Source organism: Uliginosibacterium flavum, from assembly GCF_040566545.1.
Lineage (GTDB): Bacteria > Pseudomonadota > Gammaproteobacteria > Burkholderiales > Rhodocyclaceae > Uliginosibacterium > Uliginosibacterium flavum.
Genome location: NZ_JBEWZI010000017.1, coordinates 67,723 through 85,157 on the forward strand (window position 1 = coordinate 67,723; position 17,435 = coordinate 85,157).

Here is a 17,435-nt window from a genome sequence, read left to right on the forward strand (position 1 = left end):
TTTTGCTTCAAGCCTGCGCCAGCTTACTTCGCTGCGCCCGGCCCGCTGTTGTGATACTCGCCCAGATAGGGACTGGCAGCCGTGCCGTATTGCACCGCGCTGCTGCTACTCCAGGCGGCCCAGGGCGGGTTGATGATTTCGGCGCCAATATAGGATTCACGCACAATCATCTTGCCGATGGTCACCCCCGCGCTGGACGATTCCGGCCACTGGCGTGCCAGCGACACCGTTGCCGCGCCGGCATCGACAGAAATCGTGCAGCCCGTAAACAGGAAGCCGTAAGGGTGCGTGCCATAGGTGCTGGGCGCGCCGATGGTGCTGCTGTTCTTGCGCACGCGGGTGAAGAAGATCGTGCTCTTGTCGAACACGGCGGTGCCACGACCGAAGATGAAATCGGTATCGCCCTCGACATAGCTACTGCCGAAATAGCTGCGCGCCACGACGTTCGCCGCGGTCGATTTCACATACAGCGTGTCCTGATTGGCGAGCAGACGCGTCTTGTAGAACAGCGCCCGGTCGCCCACCACCATCAGGGCCACCGCCTGCGTCTCGCCACTGGCCGACTCGCTCCAGGTGTTCTGGATCGTCAGATTCACCGCCTCGAAATTATCCGCATTCACCACGAACAATGAGGAGCAGGTCGTGCCAATGGCGCTGGTCTTGGCTGCGCAAGCGTCATAGGTAGCCTTGATCGAACTGGGTGTCGTGCTGGTGAAGGCCGTGCCGCCGGGGTTGGCCAGCGCCGCGTACTGCGCGCCGGTCTGCTTCGCGCCGGTGGCCAGCGCGACGATGGTCTGCGAAGGATCTGTACCGCCGCCATAGATCGTTGCGATCAGGCCCTTGGGCACGATAACCAGTTCGTTGTAGGTGCCCGGCATCACCTTGATGTACTGGCGCGTGGTCTTGCCCGACAGCGTGGCCGCCGTCACCGCTGCCTGGATCGTGGTGTAGGTGCCGCCCGACTTGGCGACCAGATAATCCGGCGTGGCCGGCGTATTGATCACCGTGGCGCGTGGATTCCAGTTGTCCGTCACCAGTGCGCCGACCGTGCCGCTGGCGGCGAGGAACTGGGCGACGTCGTACTTCGCAGCCACGCTATCGCTGAGCTGCGGGCGCGTCGAAGTGCTGGCCGGCCAGCCGCCGCTGGAGGATGAAGACGAGGACGAGGACGAGCTGCTGGAGCTGGATGAGCTGCTCGACGAAGATGAACCACCCGAACTTGAGGAGGAGCTGGACGAAGAGCTGCTCGATGACGAGCTGCTGCTGGACGAGGAGGAACTTGAAGAGCTGGATGAGCTGGAGGAAGTACTGCTGCCCGTCCCCTTCGAGCATTCATTCACGCCACCCGCGGTGCGTCCGCCGAAAGTCGCCTCGTTACACACGAAGCTGCCATTGAGCGTCTTGTAGAAAAATTTGTCGGCCCGGCCGAAAGCCACATTCGTCGCGGCTGCCACCGAGCACGTCTTGCCCTCAGAGCAGATCGTTACGTAACCCGCTGGCCGGTTGGCCGCCTGCGCGCCCCCGGCGAGCAGAGCTGCGCTCGCCCCCAACAACATCAAAACCTTGTTCATTGTTTGTCTCCTGATGGTTCCGGCTTGACGGGAATCCGCGTACCGGTTGTGACTCAGCCTGTATCAATCCCGCAGCCGGGATCGGTAACAAGCTAGTTCATTCCAACCGCATCGGGCAAGTCTCGAGTGACACACGGGCATACAGGACTCGCACAAAGCTTGGAGCCCGCGCGCGTCCCGGTCGGCACAAAGATTTCTTGCACCTGAAATAAAACGCCAGTCCCTTACACCAAAAATCAATTTATTCGCCAAAACCACCAACACTGTCAGCACCAGCAATATCTCTTGTCATTTCCTCGTTTTCAAACACGCAAACGCTGCAAAAACGTAATTTTTCCCAGCGAAAACTGTGACTTACGCCCTCTTTGCAATTGTTAAATTCCGTTAAAATACCTCTGCTTAAAACTAAAACAACAAGACAAAACATCCCCCGGCTGCCTCTGGCGGCGACCTTCTGGTCGTGGCAAGGCCGCAGCAAACCGGAGCGGCTGTGCTGCTCATGGTTCGCCAGCTGCACCGCAGGACTGGCTTTTCAATTCGGGGGAATCAGGTGTTTGAACAAGCTGTCACACCCGCCAATGTGGATGGCGGACGCAAGAACCCAGGCTGGGCCTTCAGCCGCCGCTGCGGTATCGCACTGGCGCTGCTCTCATTGCTGGCCGTGGCGAGCTACGTTTTCTGGCTGGCGCCCTATCAGGAATTCCTCTTCAGCGACATGAAGCATTGCTGGACGCAGGCCATGAAGCGCCTCGACGGCAAAGTCTTCGATGACTCGCAGTTTGTGGCCTGGCCGCCGCTCTACCACATCTTCCTAGCCGAGCTGTTCCGCGTTTTCCGCTGGCTGGGGCTGGAATCTCTGGTCCGGCTGGAAACCGCGCTGGCACTCAACATATTGGCCTTCTCCGCCTCCGTGTATGCCCTGCAGCGCGTGGCCGTGCGCTGGTTCGAACGCAGCTGGGCCTTGCTGCTCACAGTATTGCTATACGGCTTCGGTTTTCCGGCGTTGTATTTCAACGCCTTCCTGCTCGCCGAAAACCTTGGCTCGCCCTTGCTGGTAATGGCCGTCGCCTGCATCGTCTGCCGTCCGGGCTGGCGCGGGATTGTCGGTGCAGCCCTGCTGTTTGCGGCAGCCACCATCGTGCGTCCCGCCATGGGGCCATTCGGCCTGGCTTTCGTCGCTTTCCTGCTTAGCCGAGAGCATCTGGGGCGGCGCTTCCTGCTGCGCGCGGCGGTCTTCTCGGGCGTATTTTTTGTCCTCATCTCACTGGCCAGCCTGGAGGTCTCACGCATCTCGCAGGGCCGCGTCAACGCTCTCTCGGCCAACGGCGGCCTCGATTTTTTCATCGCCAACACTGATTACCACCGCGTCGACCTCAACTATGACGGCTGGCACTTCTTCGTCATCGTCCCGGCACAATCCTGGAAGCCCGAAAGCGGCGTGTTCTACACCTCGACACCGTTCTACGAGCAGGGCTACTACTTCGATCTGGGCTGGCGTGCCTTGCAGGAGAATCCGATGCGGGCGGTGCGCAATCTGGGTGAGATCGGCAATCTGTTCTTCGCCGACATGCTGCCCTCGCGCTACGATGCTCCGGGCTTCAAGTTGCTGCGTCCGCTCTGGGACTGGCTGAAACTCCTGATGTCCCTGCCGCTCGGCTTGTATGCACTGGCCTGGCGCGATCTGGGCGAGCGCAAGCCCCTGGCAACACTGGGCTTGAGCATGCTGGGCATCACCATGCTGGTCAGCGTGATCTTCACGGGCGAGCCTCGCTACGCCTACGCCATCATCTTTGTGTTCTATCTGCTGAGCATCAAGCTGGCAGAGCTGATCCTGCCGCAATGGCATCTGTGGTGGCGGCGCCTGCTGTTCTATTGTGCAATTCTGGCCACCCTGGCCGGCGCCACGGCTGGCGTAATCGCCACCATGCGGCCGACTTACCCCGACAGCATCGCGGTCAACCTCATTCCACTGAACGACGAAAGCCAGCCCAGTCAGACAAACACGGGGCGCGTTCTGTTTCCGTTCAACCGTGCCGGAACGACACTTGCCCACGCCGATGATGCCAATCTGCGCATCAAAAGCCCAAGCCATATCCACCTGTTCACCCGCATGGAAGTCACGGGCAAGGAACCGCTAGGACTCATCCTGCGCGCCTACAGTTCATGGAGTTTCAGTTTGAAGGTGAGTGGGCAGGAAATGATTGTCGACGAGACGCCCAATTACTTTAACGGCACCGAAGCACAACTCGAACTCCCCCCCGGCTTTTACGACGTGGAGATAGACGCCTACTTCTGGCCGGGCGAAGGCGGGCTGGCCGTCAATTATGTGTACGAGGGCGGGCAAGCCCTGCCCGTGCGCCGCGCACTGGGCGTCGACTCCGAGCGCCTGCGCTTCCATCTTCCCGCCACAGTGAGCCCTGCGCCATGAATGAAACCGCCACTCCAGCCCTCAGCCTGGTGCTGCCCACCTACAACGAGCGCGAGAACATCCAGCGTCTGCTGGCCGAGCTGCAGCAAGTCATCACCATTCCCTTCGAGGCGATTGTCGTCGACGACGATTCACCCGATCTGACCTGGCAGGCGGTCGAAGAAATTGCCGCGATCCATCCACACGTGCGCCTGTTACGGCGCATCGGCAAACGCGGCCTGACCAGCGCCATTGGCGATGGCATAAAACTGGCACGGGCGCCACTGGTGGGCTGGATGGATGTCGACCTGTCCATGCCGCCCGCCAAGATCCTTGAACTGCTCAAAGCCATCGAGCAAGGGGCGGACGTCGCCGTCGGTTCGCGCTACGTGCCGGGCGGCGGCGATGCCCGCGCCGTCAGTTTCCATCTGTCGGTGCAACTGATGCTCAGCAAGATCCTGTCGATTCTCGGCGGCTGGATGCTGGGCTGCCGCTTCCGCGACTGGTCTTCGGGTTTCATCATCCTGCGCCGCGATCTGCTCAGCGGCTACGACCTCACCGGCGACTACGGCGAATACTTCATCCACCTGATCTACACCCTGATCAAGCGACGCCACGCCAAAGTCGTGGAAGTGCCCTACATCCTCACCGCCCGCGAGATCGGCGAATCCAAGACGGCCACCAATCTGTGGGGTCTGGTGCGGCGCGGGCGCAAGTACCTGACAACCGTATGGCATCTGCGCTTCGGAGCCGCAACATGAACACCCTTGTCCTGATTGTCGTGTCCTGCGTCCTCACCGCCATCGGCCAGATCGCCTTCAAGTGGGGCATGCTCGGTTTTGCCGACATGCAGATCAGCACTGGCGGACTGCCGCGCCTGCTATGGCAGATCTTCACCACGCCCAGCATCATCGGCGGCTTCATCGCCTTCGGGCTCGGCGCCGTGCTGTGGCTGTTCGCCCTGGCGCGCGCCGAACTGTCTTACGCCGTACCCCTGGCCAGCATCACTTATGTACTGGTGCTGGCAGCCGGCGTTTTGCTTTTCAAGGAACCGCTGAGCATGGTCAAGCTGCTCGGCACCGGTCTGGTCGCGGCCGGCGTCGTGCTGGTGTCCTGGACCGCATAAGCATTGCAGCAAACGTGCACAAGAGCCGATCACGGCCAGCACGGATAGAACGCCGGCATTTGCCGGAACAGGACGCAAAAGGAGGAGACAAACATGCTGGAAAAAATCACCGATGGTGAGGTACTGCTCGCCATCATCGTGCGCAACGATTACGACAAGCCGGGCATTTCATTCTTCACGCCCGACGATCTGTCGCAACAACTGGCCTACATGCACCATCCCGCAGGCAAGTTCATCGAACCGCATGTGCATAATGAAGTAAGACGCGAAGTCCGCTACACGCAGGAGGTGCTGTTCATCAAACGCGGCCGCCTGCGCGTAGACTTCTACAGCGAGCAGCAAGCCTACCTGCACAGCCGCATCCTGCATGCGGGCGACGTGATCCTGCTGGCCACCGGCGGGCACGGTTTTGAAGCACTTGACGACTTGCAGATGATCGAAGTGAAGCAAGGCCCCTACTCCGGCGATCAGGACAAGACGCGCTTTGCCACGCCTGCCGACCAGACCCTGAACATCCTGGACTGAATCCATGACGCAGCCCCCGCTCCAACCCATCCCCGTCAACGAACCGCTGCTCGATGGCGACGAGAAACGCCTGCTCATCGAGTGCATTGAAACCGGCTGGATCTCGTCCGAAGGGCCGTTCGTGCAGCGTTTCGAAGCAGCCTTCGCCGCCCGTGTCGGCCGCCGTCACGGCATCGCGGTGGCGAATGGCTCGGTGGCGCTGGATGCGTCGGTCGTCGCGCTGGGCATCGGCGCCGGTGACGAAGTCATCCTGCCCAGCTTCACCATCATTTCCTGCGCCGCCGCCATCGTGCGGGCCGGCGCCACGCCGGTGGTGGTGGATTGCGATCCGCTGACCTGGAACATGGATGTCAGCGCAGTCGAAGCCTGTATCACCCCGCGTACCAAAGCCATCATGGCGGTGCACATCTACGGCCTGCCCACCGACATGGTGGCACTCTGCGCACTGGCGGAAAAGCACGGTCTGGCGATCATCGAGGATGCCGCCGAAGCCCACGGCCAGACCTGCGCCGGGCGACCCTGCGGCAGTTTCGGCGCGCTGTCCACCTTCAGCTTCTACCCCAACAAGCACCTCACGACCGGCGAGGGCGGCATGATCGTCACCGATGACGATGCGCTGGCCGAACGCTGCCGCAGCCTGCGCAACCTGTGCTTTCAGCCGGCGCGCCGCTTCGTGCACGAGGAGCTGGGCTGGAACTTCCGCCTGACCAATCTGCAGGCCGCCCTCGGCGTGGCCCAGCTCGGCCGGCTGGACGAGTTCATCGCCCGCAAACGCCGCATGGGCGCGCGCTACGCCGAACTGCTCGGCGACATTCCCGGTCTGCAACTGCCCCTTCCCAGCACGGAGCAGGCCGACAACCATTACTGGGTGTTCGGCATCGTCATCGGGCCGGAACATGATCTGGACGCCGAAGCCGTCATGCAGCAACTGAGCGCACACAAGATCGGCAGCCGCCCCTTCTTCTGGCCGATGCACGAGCAGCCGGTGTTCCACAAGATGGGCCTGTTCCCGCACGCCTCGCTGCCGGTGGCCGAAAACATTGCCCGCCGCGGCTTCTATCTGCCCAGCGGCCTGGCCCTGACGGACACCCAGATGGATCGCGTGGCCGCCGTGATGCACGACATTTTCAAGCACTGAGAGGCAATGCCATGAGCGTATTCGGAGAAAGTTACGCGCGCTATTACGCGCTGCTGTATCGCGACAAGGATTACGACGCCGAGGCTGGCTTCGTCGCCAAACTGCTGCGCCAGCACGCGCCGGATGCACGCAGCCTGCTGGAGTTGGGCTGCGGTGGCGGCAAACACGCGGCCCTGCTGGCGGCGCTCGGCTATCGCGTCAGCGGCGTGGATCGCAGCGCCGACATGCTCAAGGCCGCCCGCGCCCTGCGCGCAGAGCAGCCAGCCGAGATTGCCGAGCGGCTCGACTTCAGCCAGGGCGACATCACCACGCTCGCACTCGGGCAGACCGCCGATTGCGTCATCTCGCTGTTCCATGTCATCAGCTACATGCCCGACAACGCTGCGCTCAAGGCCGCCTTCGCCAGCGCACGCCGGCACCTCAAGCCGGGCGGCGTGTTCCTCTTCGATGTCTGGCACGGCCCGACGGTGGTGACCGAACGCCCCGCCACGCGCATCAAACGCATGGGCGACGCGCACACTGAAGTCACGCGTCTGGCCGAACCCGTGATGCATCCCGAGGAATGTCTGGTCGACGTGAACTACCAGATCTTCGTGCGCGACATCGCCAGCGGCCAAGTCGAAGAACTGCGCGAAACCCACCGCATGCGCTACCTCTTCCCGCCCGAAATCGCCCTGCTCGCCGAAATCAGCGGCTTCCGCGTCGAGCACAGCTGCGAATGGCTGAGCGAACGCGCGCCCGGAGAAGACAGCTGGGGCGTGTGCTACGTGCTGCGGGGGATCTGACCAACACCTGCCTGAAAAGCCTCATCCAGCCTTGCTCTGCAGCCTATATACCCGCAGAACCAAGCTGTTAGCGCCTCTTCAGGCAGGCACACACAGCAGACTCAGTTTTCTTTAAACCTCGTCTGTTCTTCAAGCCTCATCTGCTCCTCAAGCCTCAAACGTTCCTGAGTCTGAAGCTGCAGCGTTTCTTCCTCCTGCAGCCGGTCACGATCCCTTATCCGATCCTGGTCCTGATCACGGATAGCGGCGCCATCATTTGCCTGCTGCGCCTCACGCGTCCGAGCCTGAACAGCCTCCTGCGCATTCTGCTGCTCGCGAGTTTGCGTCTGAGTCTGCTCCGCAGCCTGACCAGAGCCGCCCCAACTCCCTCCTGAACCGCCAGCGCCACTACCACCGCCGCCACCGCCACCGCCGCCACCTGCGCCCTGAGCAAAGCCACCTAACACCATGGCAAGCGCGGCGGCCAGAATCGTCACCTGTTTTGTCTTCGTTTTCAACATGATCTGCCCCCTTTCTCTACGGGCTATGAAAGACAATGGCGAAAGGCCTGATGTGACTGGACACCAAGCCCTCCTCCACTTGAAATATAGCCAATCACTGCGCACACTTCCGCCACTCAGAGGCCCACAGAAAATCGACAATGCCCGGAAAAGTGCCATCATGGCGACCCGCGCCCGTACGGCGCAGGCATTCGCGCTTACTCCTGAACTGAATCATGAAAAAAACCGGGCCTTCCAAGGCTGACACCGCCTTGCTCCCGGCCTTCGCCGGCCTGCCGCTGGAAGCCATCCACGTCCCCGCCACGGCGGAGCAATTCGCCGCCGCCGCCGCCGAGATTGCCGCTGCCGGCGTGGTCGGCTTCGACACCGAATCCAAGCCGACCTTCGTGACCGGCGACGTCAGTCGCGGCCCGCACGTCGTGCAGTTCGCCCTCAGCGACAAGGCCTTCCTCTTTCAGGTGCATCGCGAAGAAGGCCGCGCCGTCCTCATTGAGTTGCTGCAGTCGCGCACCCTGATCAAGGCCGGCTTCGGCCTGAAATCCGACAGCGGCCAGACCCGCGCCAAATTCGGCGTCGAGCTGGGCGCCCTGCTCGATCTGAACGAAGTCTTCCGCCTTGATGGCTACAGCGGCGACATGGGCGTGCGCGCCGCCGTCGGCCTGGTCATGCAGCAGAATTTCCCCAAATCCAAGCACGTCACCACCTCCAACTGGGCGCTGCGCGAGCTGGGCCCGAAACAGTTGCTCTACGCCGCCAACGACGCCTACGCCGCGTTGAAAGTGCTGCAGGCCCTGGATCGCCCACACGCCGATTTGCCCATTCGCGGTCTGGCCGTAAAATAGCGGGCTTCGAGGCGGCTTCGCTTCACAAACCCTGGGCAACCGCCCGAACGGCTCCTTCCCCTTTTAAGGGGGAAGGCTGGGATGGGGGTTATCTCGCTCAACAAGGCCTGTCCTCGATTTGACGCTTTCACCCCCACCCTCGCCCTCCCCCTTAAAAGGGGAGGGAATGTTCGGGCCAACTCCTGAGCCGCAGCACCCGCACCAACCGGATTCCGCACCACCATGAACACTGAAGTCAGCTCCATGAACGACACCAACGAAAACTTGCTCGCGCAGCTGCGCGTCGCCGCCGAATTGCTGGAACGCCTCGCCGCCGATGGCGACATCCTCGACGCACTGCCCGATGAAGAGCGCCGCCGCCTGCATCTGGCCGTGGCCCAGGTGCACAATCCCGATCACGAAGCCCGCCGCAAGAATCGCAAGGCAGCCGAACGCATTCGCAACGCGGAGAAGATCGAGAAGAACGAATCCGTATTGCATAGTCGCGGCATCCGCGCCCTGCGCCGCAAACCGGTCTACACCGCGCACCCCGCCTTCGCGCCGCTGGGCCTGGAAAAGCAGGATCAGATCGCCAATGACGCCACAGAAGACGCGCCGCGCGAATCCATCGCGCCGCAGAACTGCTACGTATGCAAGCAGCACTACACCGAGCTGCACCATTTTTACGACCAGCTCTGCCCGGCCTGCGCCGAGCTGAACTACGCCAAGCGCGATGAGCTGGCTGACCTGCGCGGCCGCGTCGCCCTGCTGACCGGCGGCCGCGTCAAGATCGGCTATCAGACGGGCCTCAAGCTGCTGCGCGCCGGCGCCCACCTGATCGTCACCACGCGTTTCCCGCGCGATTCGGCCGCACGTTACGCAGAGGAGCCGGACTTCGCCGAGTGGGGTCACCGTCTGGAAATTTTCGGCCTCGATCTGCGCCACACGCCCAGCGTCGAAGCCTTCTGCCAGGAACTCTTGAAGACCCACGACCGGCTCGACTTCATCGTCAATAACGCCTGCCAGACCGTGCGCCGCCCGCCGGAGTTCTACGCCCACATGATGGAAGGCGAGACCGCCAACCTGCTGAGCATGCCGGAGCCGCAACGCAAGCTGCTGGGCCGCTACGAAGGCCTGCGCGCCACCAACATCCTGCCGGATGCGAGCACTGCCACCTTGCCGCAAGTGCAGCCCAAACCGGTGCCGGGCCTGACCCACGCCGCCGAACTGTCGCAGGTCGCGCTGCTGCCCGAAGAATTGCTGGCGCAAACCCACCTCTTCCCGGAAGGCGCGCTGGATCAGGATCTGCAGCAAGTCGACCTGCGCGGGCGTAATTCCTGGCGTATGCAGATGGATGAGGTGCCCTCGGTCGAACTGCTCGAAGTGCAGCTGGTGAACGCCATCGCGCCCTTCCTGATCAATGCGCGGCTGAAGCCGCTGATGCTGCGCACGCCGGGGCGCGACAAGCACATCGTCAATGTGTCGGCGGTGGAAGGCCAGTTCTACCGCAGCTTCAAGACCACGCGCCACCCGCACACCAACATGGCCAAGGCCTCGCTGAACATGATGACGCGCACCGCCGCCGCTGATTACCATGGCGATGGCATTCACATGAACAGCGTCGACACCGGCTGGGTCACCGACGAAGATCCGCTGGAAATTGCCGCGCGCAAAACCGCCGAACACCGCTTCCACCCGCCGCTGGACATCCTCGACGGCGCCGCGCGCATCCTCGACCCGATCATCAACGGCATCAACACCGGCGAGCACGTATGGGGGCAGTTCCTCAAGGACTACAAAACCACGCCCTGGTAAGACCTGCCTGAAGAGCCGCTCTCAGCCTGCCTGTGCAGGCATAGTGCAGCGAGAGGCAAGCGGGGCGCGGCTCAACGAGCATTGATCGTTCCCACGCTCTGCGTGGGAACGTCTTCCAGGACGCTCCTGCGCCCGGTTTTGCGGGTGCCGCGAGCGGTGAACCCATGGCGCAGAACGCCAACCAAAGCGTTCCCACGCGGAGCATGGGAACGATCTAAATACAAAAAGACGCCTCGGCGTCTTTTTTCGTGCTGCGTACAAACGCTCAGATTGAGCCGGAACCCTTGGCCCTTGGCTTGCTCTTCGCCCGCTCATTCCCCATGACCAGCCGGGCCGGTTTGGAGCGCGACTCTTCCGCCTCGGCGGCGGCCAATGCGGCCATTGCGGCATCTGCCGCCGCGTCCGCCAACTCGTTGGCAACCAGTGCCTTTTCGATCTGTGCCACTACCTCCTGCGCCGTCGCGCCGTCCAGGAAGAGCAGATTCTTGCGCGCACTCACACTCACCCGCGTCACGCTGTTCGACAGGACTTCAAGCTCGACCGCGATATTCATATCTGCCACGCGGCCCTTCATGAGCTGGCCGTTGTCGATGGCATCCGTAGTCTCGAATACAAAACTCATGCGCTTGGCCGCCATCAGGCTGGCCCGCTTCAGCTTGGGCAAAGGCTCGCTGAAAGTACGCGAGGCCACGCCGCTGACCTGATGATTGATGCCCGCACCGGCGCCGGCGCCGACCAGGCTCAAGGCTACCGCCGCGCAGCCCGACAGACTCCAGGCAATTGCCAGACACACGCCCAGGCGCACAAGGCGCTTCAGCGGGGAACACTCATGATAAGGTCGGTTCATCATCGCAGCCGGGCTTTCCTGAATAGTGCAGCCCGCATCTATGTCGGGCTATTTCTGCTGTATCCAAGCACGGCCAATGCCGGATACAAACTTTTGTCCGACAAGCCGACAAAGGCGCATGAACGGCGCCTGAGCGGCAAACCGGCCAACGCCGTTTCATTCGCCGGGCAGCCCCACGGCCCCGACACGCAAGGCGCGCAGGCCCGTAGTGATGAAAGCAGGCGGAGCGGCCCCAGCCTGCCGTCGCTGGCCACAGGCGTGCACCGATCTGCCGTAAATCGTCCACCACACCGCCGAATGCCGTCAGTTACCACGATGGGGACAGGCGAAGAACCCCGACACAGCATGCCCGAAGAGCCGCACGCAGCGGACCTCTCCAGCTACCCTGCCCGCACAGGTCCGCCCCGTGCGGCTCTGCGGACAGTGCTTGAAACCGAGGCCTCCTCCAAAGAACGACGCCTGACGCAAGCCGGCACGGTAGTATCGAAGCCATCCCCCGCCAGGCTGAAATCTTCCATGGAATTGCGTCACCACGCCCGCATCAGCGAGATCCCCGCGCAAGCCTGGGACGCCCTCGCGCCCGATGACCAGCCCTTCCTGCGTCACGCCTACCTGCATGCGCTGGAAACGGCCGGCTGCATCGGCGCAGGCACCGGCTGGCAAAGCGCCCATGCCGCGCTGTGGGACGAAGGCCGCCTGCTCGCCGCCATGCCGCTGTACCTGAAACAACATTCGATGGGCGAATACGTCTTCGACTGGGCCTGGGCCGAGGCTTACGCGCAACACGGGCTCGCCTATTACCCGAAATGGCTGGCGGCGATTCCCTTCACGCCCGTACCCGGCCAGCGCATACTGGGCGCAACGGCTGCGCTGCGCCGCGCCCTGCTGGCCGCCGTGCTGGATGCGGCCCGCCACAGCGGCCTGTCCTCGCTGCACCTGCTTTTCGCGGCCGCCGACGAAACGCGCTGGGCGCTGGAACTGGGCTGCATGCGCCGCAGCGCGGTGCAATTTCACTGGCATAACGCCGGCTATCGCGACTTCGAAGACTTCCTCGCCGCGCTGAGCCGCGACAAGCGCAAGAAAATCCGTCAGGAACGCCGCCGCGTGGCCGAGGCCGGCGTCAGCCTGCGCGTCATCGAGGGCGCCCAGATCAGCCTGCGCGACTGGTCCTTCTTCACCCGCTGTTACGAGCGCAACTACGCCCTGCACCGCTCCGCGCCCTACCTGAATCTGGATTTCTTTGAACGCCTGGGCGACAAATTACCGCAGCATTGCGTGCTGCTGATCGCCAGCCAGGGCCAACGCGACATCGCTGCCAGCCTGCTGCTGCGCGACAGCACGGCGCTGTACGGGCGCTACTGGGGCGCGCTGGAGGATGTGAGCTGCCTGCATTTCGAAGCCTGCTATTACGCCCCCATCGAATACGCCATCGCCCAGGGCCTGCAGCGCTTTGAAGGCGGCGCGCAGGGCGAACACAAACTCGCGCGCGGCCTGCAGCCTGTCGAAACCGCTTCGCTGCACTGGCTGGCCGATGCACGCTTCAGCGATGCGGTGCAGCGCTTTCTGGAGCGCGAATCGCTGGGCATGGCGCTATACATCAACGAACTGGAAGCGCGCAATCCGCTGCGCCAGACCGGCTCATGACGCCGCCCTCTTCTACCCTCATCGGCCGCCCGCAATGATCACACCCAGCCTGCTTCCGCATCAGCCCGCGAATGAATACTGGTTCGCCGAGGGCTGTTTCATTCTGGAACTCTCGAACTCGCCCGCCGACCCGGCCCTGTCGATTGCCCGCGCCCGCGTATTGCCGGGCGGACAGACGCGCTGGCATCTGCTGCACGCCATCAGCGAACGCTACGTGATCCAGAGCGGCAGCGGCTGCGTCGAGGTCGGCGAACTGGCGCCGCAAAGCGTGGCGGCGGGCGACGTGGTGATCATTCCACCCGGCTGCCGCCAGCGCATCCGCAACACCGGCAGCGACGATCTGATTTTCCTCGCCCTATGCACGCCGCGTTTTGCGGCAAGCGCTTACGAAGACCTGGAAGGCTCAACAACATCTGGCTGAAGAGCGGCGCTGGGCGGACCTCTCCAGCAACCCTGCCCGCACACGTCCGCCCAGCGCGGCTCTGCAGGCAGATGGTCTCAGAACAGCCCCTTCACCCAATCCACCACCACCGCTGTCACCACCAGCGCACGCAGCTTGAACAGCGCCATCGCGTCACCGTCCTGCGGCTCGGCCGCACCGCAGCGCGGATCGGATCGTTGCAAGGCGCCCGTCATGCGATGGTCAATCGGAATCGACTCGCAGCCGTGGCCGCTCTCACACACAAAATCCCAAGGCTCGCGCGCCGGCACATGGCAGGCAAAGCAGTTCTTGCCGAAGCGGTTGTTCACATCCGCAAAGCCGCGTGCGCGGATCTTTGTGCCGCTCGCATTCACATCCAGATCAAAGAATTCCCAATCCCCGGTCACCGGGCTGAAACCCGGCTCGCGCTTGACCATCGCCTCGGTCGGCACCAGCTGGATCACCGAGCCGACCGGATACACCGCACCCTGCGGCGCATTCGCTGCGGCCAGCGTCGCGGCAATCTCACCGCGCAGATTGTCCACATAGAAATGCCGCACCGGAATCATCTGGCGAATGCAGCGGAAGCTGGCCTCGTTCAACGTCAGCGTCTCGCCTGCAGGCGCATCCGCCGCCCAACTGGCACCGAACGCAAACAGCGCCACGGCAGTCACCAACCCCGCAGTCATCGCAAAAAAAGTCTTCGTCATGTTCATCGCGCATCTCCTCGCACCGAACCCGCAGGCTGGCCCAACAGCACAAAGCCCGCCAGCACACAAAAACCGGCCCCCGCATAAAAGGTGAAAGCCGCGCCGAAACCATCCCATAGCCACCCGGCCAGCACGCTCGCCAGCAGCATCGCCAGACCGCTCAAGAGATTGAAAAACCCATACGCCGTGCCACGCAGATCGGCCGGCGCCGCATCCGCCACCATCGCTGCCAGCAGGCCCTGCGTCATGCCCATATGAATCCCCCACAGCGCGACACCGCCAAGCAGCGTGCTCCAGTGCGTGCCCCAGGCCAGCACCAGATCCGCCGCGATCAGCACGATCAGACCCAGCAAGAGCAGGCGCCCGTGATCCATGCGATCCGACAATTTGCCAAAGGGATAAGCACTGCCCGCATACACAACATTCATCGCCACCATCACCAACGGCACCAGCGCTAGCGGCACCCCACTCTGCTGTGCGCGCAGCACCAGAAAAGCCTCGGAAAAACGCGCCAGCGTGAAGATCGCCCCCACGCCCACCACCCACCAATACGGCGCGCCCAGGCGGCGCAGATTCACGCGGCGGATCGGATTCACGCGTGGCTCGCCCGGCGGCCGCACCGGCTCCTGCACCCCGAAAAACAGCAGCGCCACGGCCAGCGCAGCGGGGATCACCGCCACCCAGAAAATCGCCCGGAAATCATTCACCCACACCAGCATCAGTCCCACGCCGAGCAGCGGCCCCAGAAACGCCCCCACCGTATCCAGCGACTGACGCAAGCCGAAGGCCGCGCCGCGCAAGTCCGGCGGTGCAATATCCGCCACCAGCGCATCACGCGGCGCCCCGCGAATCCCCTTACCCACCCGGTCGATCAAACGCGCACCCACCACCAAGCCGATGCCCGGCGCCAGCGCAAACAAGGGCTTGCTCAGCGCCCCCAGCGCATAGCCGCACACGGCCAGCAGCTTGCGTTTCCCCAGATAATCGCTGAGCACGCCCGAGAACACCTTCACGATCAGCGCCGTCGACTCCGCCAGCCCCTCGATGATGCCCACCGACAGCGCGCTGGCCCCCAGCACCGTCACCATGAACAGCGGCAGCAAGCTGTGGATCATCTCGGACGACACATCCATCAGCAGACTCACACAGCCCAGCACCCATATGCCGCGCGGCATGCGGCTAAGCGTATTTGCAGCGAACAACTTCATCGGCGTCGCCTCGGGTGTTGATGAATGGGGCTTCACTGTGCCACAGCGTGCCGCAGCGCAGGCAATCCTCTACGCACGGCCTGCAGAGCCGCGCGCAGTGGGCATCTACAACAAGCGTTTGGTCTCTAACTCCCGTCGTTCCCGCCCTTCGACAAGCTCAGGACAAGCCGGGCTTTGCCCGAACGGGAACCCAGTGACTTTGCGAACACCACTGGGCTCTCGCCACAGCCAGTCCTCGAATATGCAAGTCGGGGACGGCATTGGACAAATCTCCTCAACTTACGCGAACGGCATCGCCCAAGCGCAACCCTATCCCCCTACATCCGGTCCAGCGGCGACACCACCCGCAGCCCGCCCCGGTTCAGCACATGCGTATAGATCATCGTCGTGCTCACATCCTTATGGCCCAGCAACTCCTGCACCGTGCGGATATCGCTGCCCGCCTCCAGCAAATGCGTCGCAAATGAATGGCGCAGCGTATGCGGCGACACCAGCTTCACCAGCCGCGCCTTCGCTGCCGCCTGCTTCACCGCCCGCTGCACCCGCTTCTCGTCCAGATGATGGCGCCGCACCACCCCGGATCGCGGGTCCGTCGATAACGTCGGCGCCGCAAAAATGTACTGCCAGCCAAAAAACGCGTCCGCCGCCGGATACTTCACCGCCAAGGCATGTGGCAGATACACCGAGCCCCGCCCCTGCGCCACATCCGCCTCATGCTGATGGCGCCGCAAGCGCACCTTCGCCCGCAGCGCCTCCACCAGACTCGCCGGCAGCATCGTCACCCGATCCTTGTTCCCCTTGCCCTCGCGCACCAGAATCTCGCGTCGCGCAAAATCCACATCCTTCACCCGCAGCCGCATCCCCTCCAGCACCCGCATGCCCGTGCCATACAGCAGACGAATCACCAGCGCCATCTCAGGGTCTTCCACCGCCGCCACCAAAGCCTGCGTCTCCGCCACCGTCAGCACCGTCGGCAGGCGCACCGGCTTCTTCGCCCGCGTCACCTCATCCAGCCAGGGCAGCACCTGCCCCAGCACCTCCTGATACAAAAACAGGATCGCCGACAACGCCTGCGCCTGCGTCGCCGCCGCCACATTCCGCTCCACCGCCAGCGCCGTCAAAAAGGCCTCCACCTCCGCCTTGCCCATGCCCGACGGATGGCGTTTGTCATGGAAAAGGATGTAACGTTTGATCCAGCCCACGTACGCCTGCTCCGTGCGGATGCTGTAATGCTTCAGGCGCAGGCGATCGCGCACCTGATCCAGCAGTTTTGGCGCAGCCGACGCGGCGGCCCCATCGTCCGGCTTGTCGGCAAAAGTTTTATTGGTCATCATGGCGTTCATTCAAGATTGAAATGCCCTTAACATCAAGACATTACCCGAATGGTCGTTTTGACCAATATCCCAGTAAACGGACATTTTGGTGTCCACTTCACGTTAGCCCTTGCCTGAAGACCCGCATCCAGCGGGCCTCTTCGGCCTATATGCTCGTAGAGCCAAGCGCAGCAAGGCTATTGGGGCACCCCCGTTTTAAATACCCTGAAGGAGCCCATTTTGTCTTCTGAACACAATTTCAGTCAGAGAGTTATTGATGAGAACTACAACAAAACTCTTCGTAATGATTTGTCCTCTGAAGACCTAAACAAACTTCGTTCGTATTTTAAAACAGCTCTGTCTGAAATGGTTGGACAATGGAATAATCCAAACGTCCAGCTATCCAGAAATGCACTTGAAAATATCTCAAAACGTGAGAATGAAATTCTTGCAAATATAAATACCAATCACAAAGCCAATAACCCACCCAACACCATATTCGGCAAGCTTATCTACTACCTTAACCGCACCCCATTCAACACAAGTCCACCAGCATAATTCGGCGCATCTCCCGCGCCCAGAATAACCCCTTAGTTTAGTCTGG

General features: G+C 62.5%; 18 protein-coding genes. 11 read left to right on the plus strand and 7 right to left on the minus strand.

Annotation, left to right across the window (positions count from 1 at the left end; translation table 11 throughout):
- Positions 1 to 23: 23 nt before the first annotated feature.
- Both ABXR19_RS14970 and ABXR19_RS14975 read right to left on the minus strand, forming a co-directional pair.
- Complete coding sequence (locus ABXR19_RS14970; protein ID WP_354601945.1) at positions 24 to 1,571, minus strand: pectinesterase family protein; 1,548 nt, start codon at positions 1,569 to 1,571, stop codon at positions 24 to 26.
- A gap of 241 nt (positions 1,572 to 1,812) precedes the next feature.
- The gene (locus tag ABXR19_RS14975; protein WP_354601946.1) at positions 1,813 to 2,088 is read right to left on the minus strand and encodes a hypothetical protein; all 276 of its coding nucleotides are present in this window, start codon (positions 2,086 to 2,088) and stop codon (positions 1,813 to 1,815) included.
- 33 nt (positions 2,089 to 2,121) lie between these two features.
- On the opposite strand from ABXR19_RS14975, the gene ABXR19_RS14980 reads away from it, so the two are divergent.
- The 6 genes from ABXR19_RS14980 to ABXR19_RS15005 all read left to right on the plus strand — a co-directional run bounded on the left by ABXR19_RS14980 (position 2,122) and on the right by ABXR19_RS15005 (position 7,552).
- The gene (locus tag ABXR19_RS14980) at positions 2,122 to 3,999 is read left to right on the plus strand and encodes a hypothetical protein (RefSeq protein WP_354601947.1); all 1,878 of its coding nucleotides are present in this window, start codon (positions 2,122 to 2,124) and stop codon (positions 3,997 to 3,999) included.
- The gene (locus ABXR19_RS14985) at positions 3,996 to 4,739 is read left to right on the plus strand and encodes a glycosyltransferase (protein ID WP_354601948.1); all 744 of its coding nucleotides are present in this window, start codon (positions 3,996 to 3,998) and stop codon (positions 4,737 to 4,739) included. Before ABXR19_RS14980 ends, ABXR19_RS14985 begins: the two co-directional genes overlap by 4 nt.
- Positions 4,736 to 5,104, plus strand: a complete 369-nt coding sequence (locus tag ABXR19_RS14990) for an EamA family transporter (RefSeq protein WP_354601949.1) — start codon at positions 4,736 to 4,738, stop codon at positions 5,102 to 5,104. Before ABXR19_RS14985 ends, ABXR19_RS14990 begins: the two co-directional genes overlap by 4 nt.
- A 93-nt stretch (positions 5,105 to 5,197) precedes the next feature.
- A complete protein-coding gene (locus ABXR19_RS14995; protein WP_354601950.1) occupies positions 5,198 to 5,629 on the plus strand; it encodes a cupin domain-containing protein in 432 nt (143 codons plus the stop codon).
- A gap of 4 nt (positions 5,630 to 5,633) precedes the next feature.
- Positions 5,634 to 6,767 carry a DegT/DnrJ/EryC1/StrS family aminotransferase gene (locus tag ABXR19_RS15000; RefSeq protein ID WP_354601951.1) on the plus strand — a complete coding sequence of 378 codons (1,134 nt, stop codon included), beginning with the start codon at positions 5,634 to 5,636 and terminating at the stop codon, positions 6,765 to 6,767.
- 11 nt (positions 6,768 to 6,778) lie between these two features.
- Positions 6,779 to 7,552, plus strand: coding sequence for a class I SAM-dependent DNA methyltransferase (locus tag ABXR19_RS15005; protein WP_354601952.1), 774 nt, complete (start codon positions 6,779 to 6,781; stop codon positions 7,550 to 7,552).
- Between the two features lie 101 nt (positions 7,553 to 7,653).
- Here ABXR19_RS15005 and ABXR19_RS15010 read toward each other — a convergent pair whose 3' ends face one another.
- On the minus strand, positions 7,654 to 8,052 hold the full coding sequence (locus ABXR19_RS15010) for a hypothetical protein (RefSeq protein WP_354601953.1): 399 nt from the start codon (positions 8,050 to 8,052) through the stop codon (positions 7,654 to 7,656).
- A 215-nt stretch (positions 8,053 to 8,267) separates the two neighbouring features.
- On the opposite strand from ABXR19_RS15010, the gene ABXR19_RS15015 reads away from it, so the two are divergent.
- Together ABXR19_RS15015 and ABXR19_RS15020 are read left to right on the plus strand one after the other, a co-directional pair.
- Positions 8,268 to 8,894 carry a 3'-5' exonuclease gene (locus ABXR19_RS15015; protein WP_354601954.1) on the plus strand — a complete coding sequence of 209 codons (627 nt, stop codon included), beginning with the start codon at positions 8,268 to 8,270 and terminating at the stop codon, positions 8,892 to 8,894.
- A 222-nt stretch (positions 8,895 to 9,116) separates the two neighbouring features.
- A complete protein-coding gene (locus tag ABXR19_RS15020) occupies positions 9,117 to 10,688 on the plus strand; it encodes an SDR family NAD(P)-dependent oxidoreductase (protein ID WP_354601955.1) in 1,572 nt (523 codons plus the stop codon).
- A 265-nt stretch (positions 10,689 to 10,953) separates the two neighbouring features.
- On the opposite strand, the gene ABXR19_RS15025 is transcribed toward ABXR19_RS15020, so the two are convergent.
- Positions 10,954 to 11,538, minus strand: coding sequence for a DUF3568 family protein (locus ABXR19_RS15025; RefSeq protein WP_354601956.1), 585 nt, complete (start codon positions 11,536 to 11,538; stop codon positions 10,954 to 10,956).
- Positions 11,539 to 12,051: 513 nt separating this feature from the next.
- On the opposite strand from ABXR19_RS15025, the gene ABXR19_RS15030 reads away from it, so the two are divergent.
- Positions 12,052 to 13,179, plus strand: a complete 1,128-nt coding sequence (locus ABXR19_RS15030) for a GNAT family N-acetyltransferase (protein WP_354601957.1) — start codon at positions 12,052 to 12,054, stop codon at positions 13,177 to 13,179.
- A gap of 34 nt (positions 13,180 to 13,213) precedes the next feature.
- Positions 13,214 to 13,600 (plus strand): cupin domain-containing protein, encoded by a 387-nt coding sequence (locus ABXR19_RS15035; protein WP_354601958.1) that lies wholly within the window; start codon positions 13,214 to 13,216, stop codon positions 13,598 to 13,600.
- A 77-nt stretch (positions 13,601 to 13,677) separates the two neighbouring features.
- On the opposite strand, the gene ABXR19_RS15040 is transcribed toward ABXR19_RS15035, so the two are convergent.
- The 3 genes from ABXR19_RS15040 to ABXR19_RS15050 all read right to left on the minus strand — a co-directional run bounded on the left by ABXR19_RS15040 (position 13,678) and on the right by ABXR19_RS15050 (position 16,849).
- Complete coding sequence (locus tag ABXR19_RS15040) at positions 13,678 to 14,316, minus strand: hypothetical protein (RefSeq protein ID WP_354601959.1); 639 nt, start codon at positions 14,314 to 14,316, stop codon at positions 13,678 to 13,680.
- Entirely contained in the window at positions 14,313 to 15,518 is a 1,206-nt protein-coding gene (locus ABXR19_RS15045; RefSeq protein WP_354601960.1) for an MFS transporter, read from the minus strand. Before ABXR19_RS15045 ends, ABXR19_RS15040 begins: the two co-directional genes overlap by 4 nt.
- Positions 15,519 to 15,835: 317 nt before the next feature.
- The gene (locus ABXR19_RS15050) at positions 15,836 to 16,849 is read right to left on the minus strand and encodes an integron integrase (protein WP_354601963.1); all 1,014 of its coding nucleotides are present in this window, start codon (positions 16,847 to 16,849) and stop codon (positions 15,836 to 15,838) included.
- A gap of 222 nt (positions 16,850 to 17,071) precedes the next feature.
- Between ABXR19_RS15050 and ABXR19_RS15055 the strand changes: the two genes are divergently transcribed.
- Positions 17,072 to 17,389 carry a hypothetical protein gene (locus tag ABXR19_RS15055; RefSeq protein ID WP_354601961.1) on the plus strand — a complete coding sequence of 106 codons (318 nt, stop codon included), beginning with the start codon at positions 17,072 to 17,074 and terminating at the stop codon, positions 17,387 to 17,389.
- Positions 17,390 to 17,435 lie beyond the last annotated feature (46 nt).

What these genes read in the sequence shown, in the direction of transcription:
- ABXR19_RS15020 (WP_354601955.1), top strand. Translation starts at nt 9,117, where the DNA reads ATGAACACTGAAGTCAGCTCCATGAACGACACCAACGAAAACTTGCTC.
- ABXR19_RS15015 (WP_354601954.1), top strand. Translation starts at nt 8,268, where the DNA reads ATGAAAAAAACCGGGCCTTCCAAGGCTGACACCGCCTTGCTCCCGGCC.
- ABXR19_RS14990 (WP_354601949.1), top strand. Translation starts at nt 4,736, where the DNA reads ATGAACACCCTTGTCCTGATTGTCGTGTCCTGCGTCCTCACCGCCATC.
- ABXR19_RS15005 (WP_354601952.1), top strand. Translation starts at nt 6,779, where the DNA reads ATGAGCGTATTCGGAGAAAGTTACGCGCGCTATTACGCGCTGCTGTAT.
- ABXR19_RS15035 (WP_354601958.1), top strand. Translation starts at nt 13,214, where the DNA reads ATGATCACACCCAGCCTGCTTCCGCATCAGCCCGCGAATGAATACTGG.
- ABXR19_RS14985 (WP_354601948.1), top strand. Translation starts at nt 3,996, where the DNA reads ATGAATGAAACCGCCACTCCAGCCCTCAGCCTGGTGCTGCCCACCTAC.
- ABXR19_RS14970 (WP_354601945.1), bottom strand. Translation starts at nt 1,571, where the DNA reads ATGAACAAGGTTTTGATGTTGTTGGGGGCGAGCGCAGCTCTGCTCGCC.
- ABXR19_RS15030 (WP_354601957.1), top strand. Translation starts at nt 12,052, where the DNA reads ATGGAATTGCGTCACCACGCCCGCATCAGCGAGATCCCCGCGCAAGCC.
- ABXR19_RS15010 (WP_354601953.1), bottom strand. Translation starts at nt 8,052, where the DNA reads ATGTTGAAAACGAAGACAAAACAGGTGACGATTCTGGCCGCCGCGCTT.
- ABXR19_RS15000 (WP_354601951.1), top strand. Translation starts at nt 5,634, where the DNA reads ATGACGCAGCCCCCGCTCCAACCCATCCCCGTCAACGAACCGCTGCTC.
- ABXR19_RS15045 (WP_354601960.1), bottom strand. Translation starts at nt 15,518, where the DNA reads ATGAAGTTGTTCGCTGCAAATACGCTTAGCCGCATGCCGCGCGGCATA.
- ABXR19_RS14995 (WP_354601950.1), top strand. Translation starts at nt 5,198, where the DNA reads ATGCTGGAAAAAATCACCGATGGTGAGGTACTGCTCGCCATCATCGTG.
- ABXR19_RS15025 (WP_354601956.1), bottom strand. Translation starts at nt 11,538, where the DNA reads ATGATGAACCGACCTTATCATGAGTGTTCCCCGCTGAAGCGCCTTGTG.
- ABXR19_RS15050 (WP_354601963.1), bottom strand. Translation starts at nt 16,849, where the DNA reads ATGACCAATAAAACTTTTGCCGACAAGCCGGACGATGGGGCCGCCGCG.
- ABXR19_RS15040 (WP_354601959.1), bottom strand. Translation starts at nt 14,316, where the DNA reads ATGAACATGACGAAGACTTTTTTTGCGATGACTGCGGGGTTGGTGACT.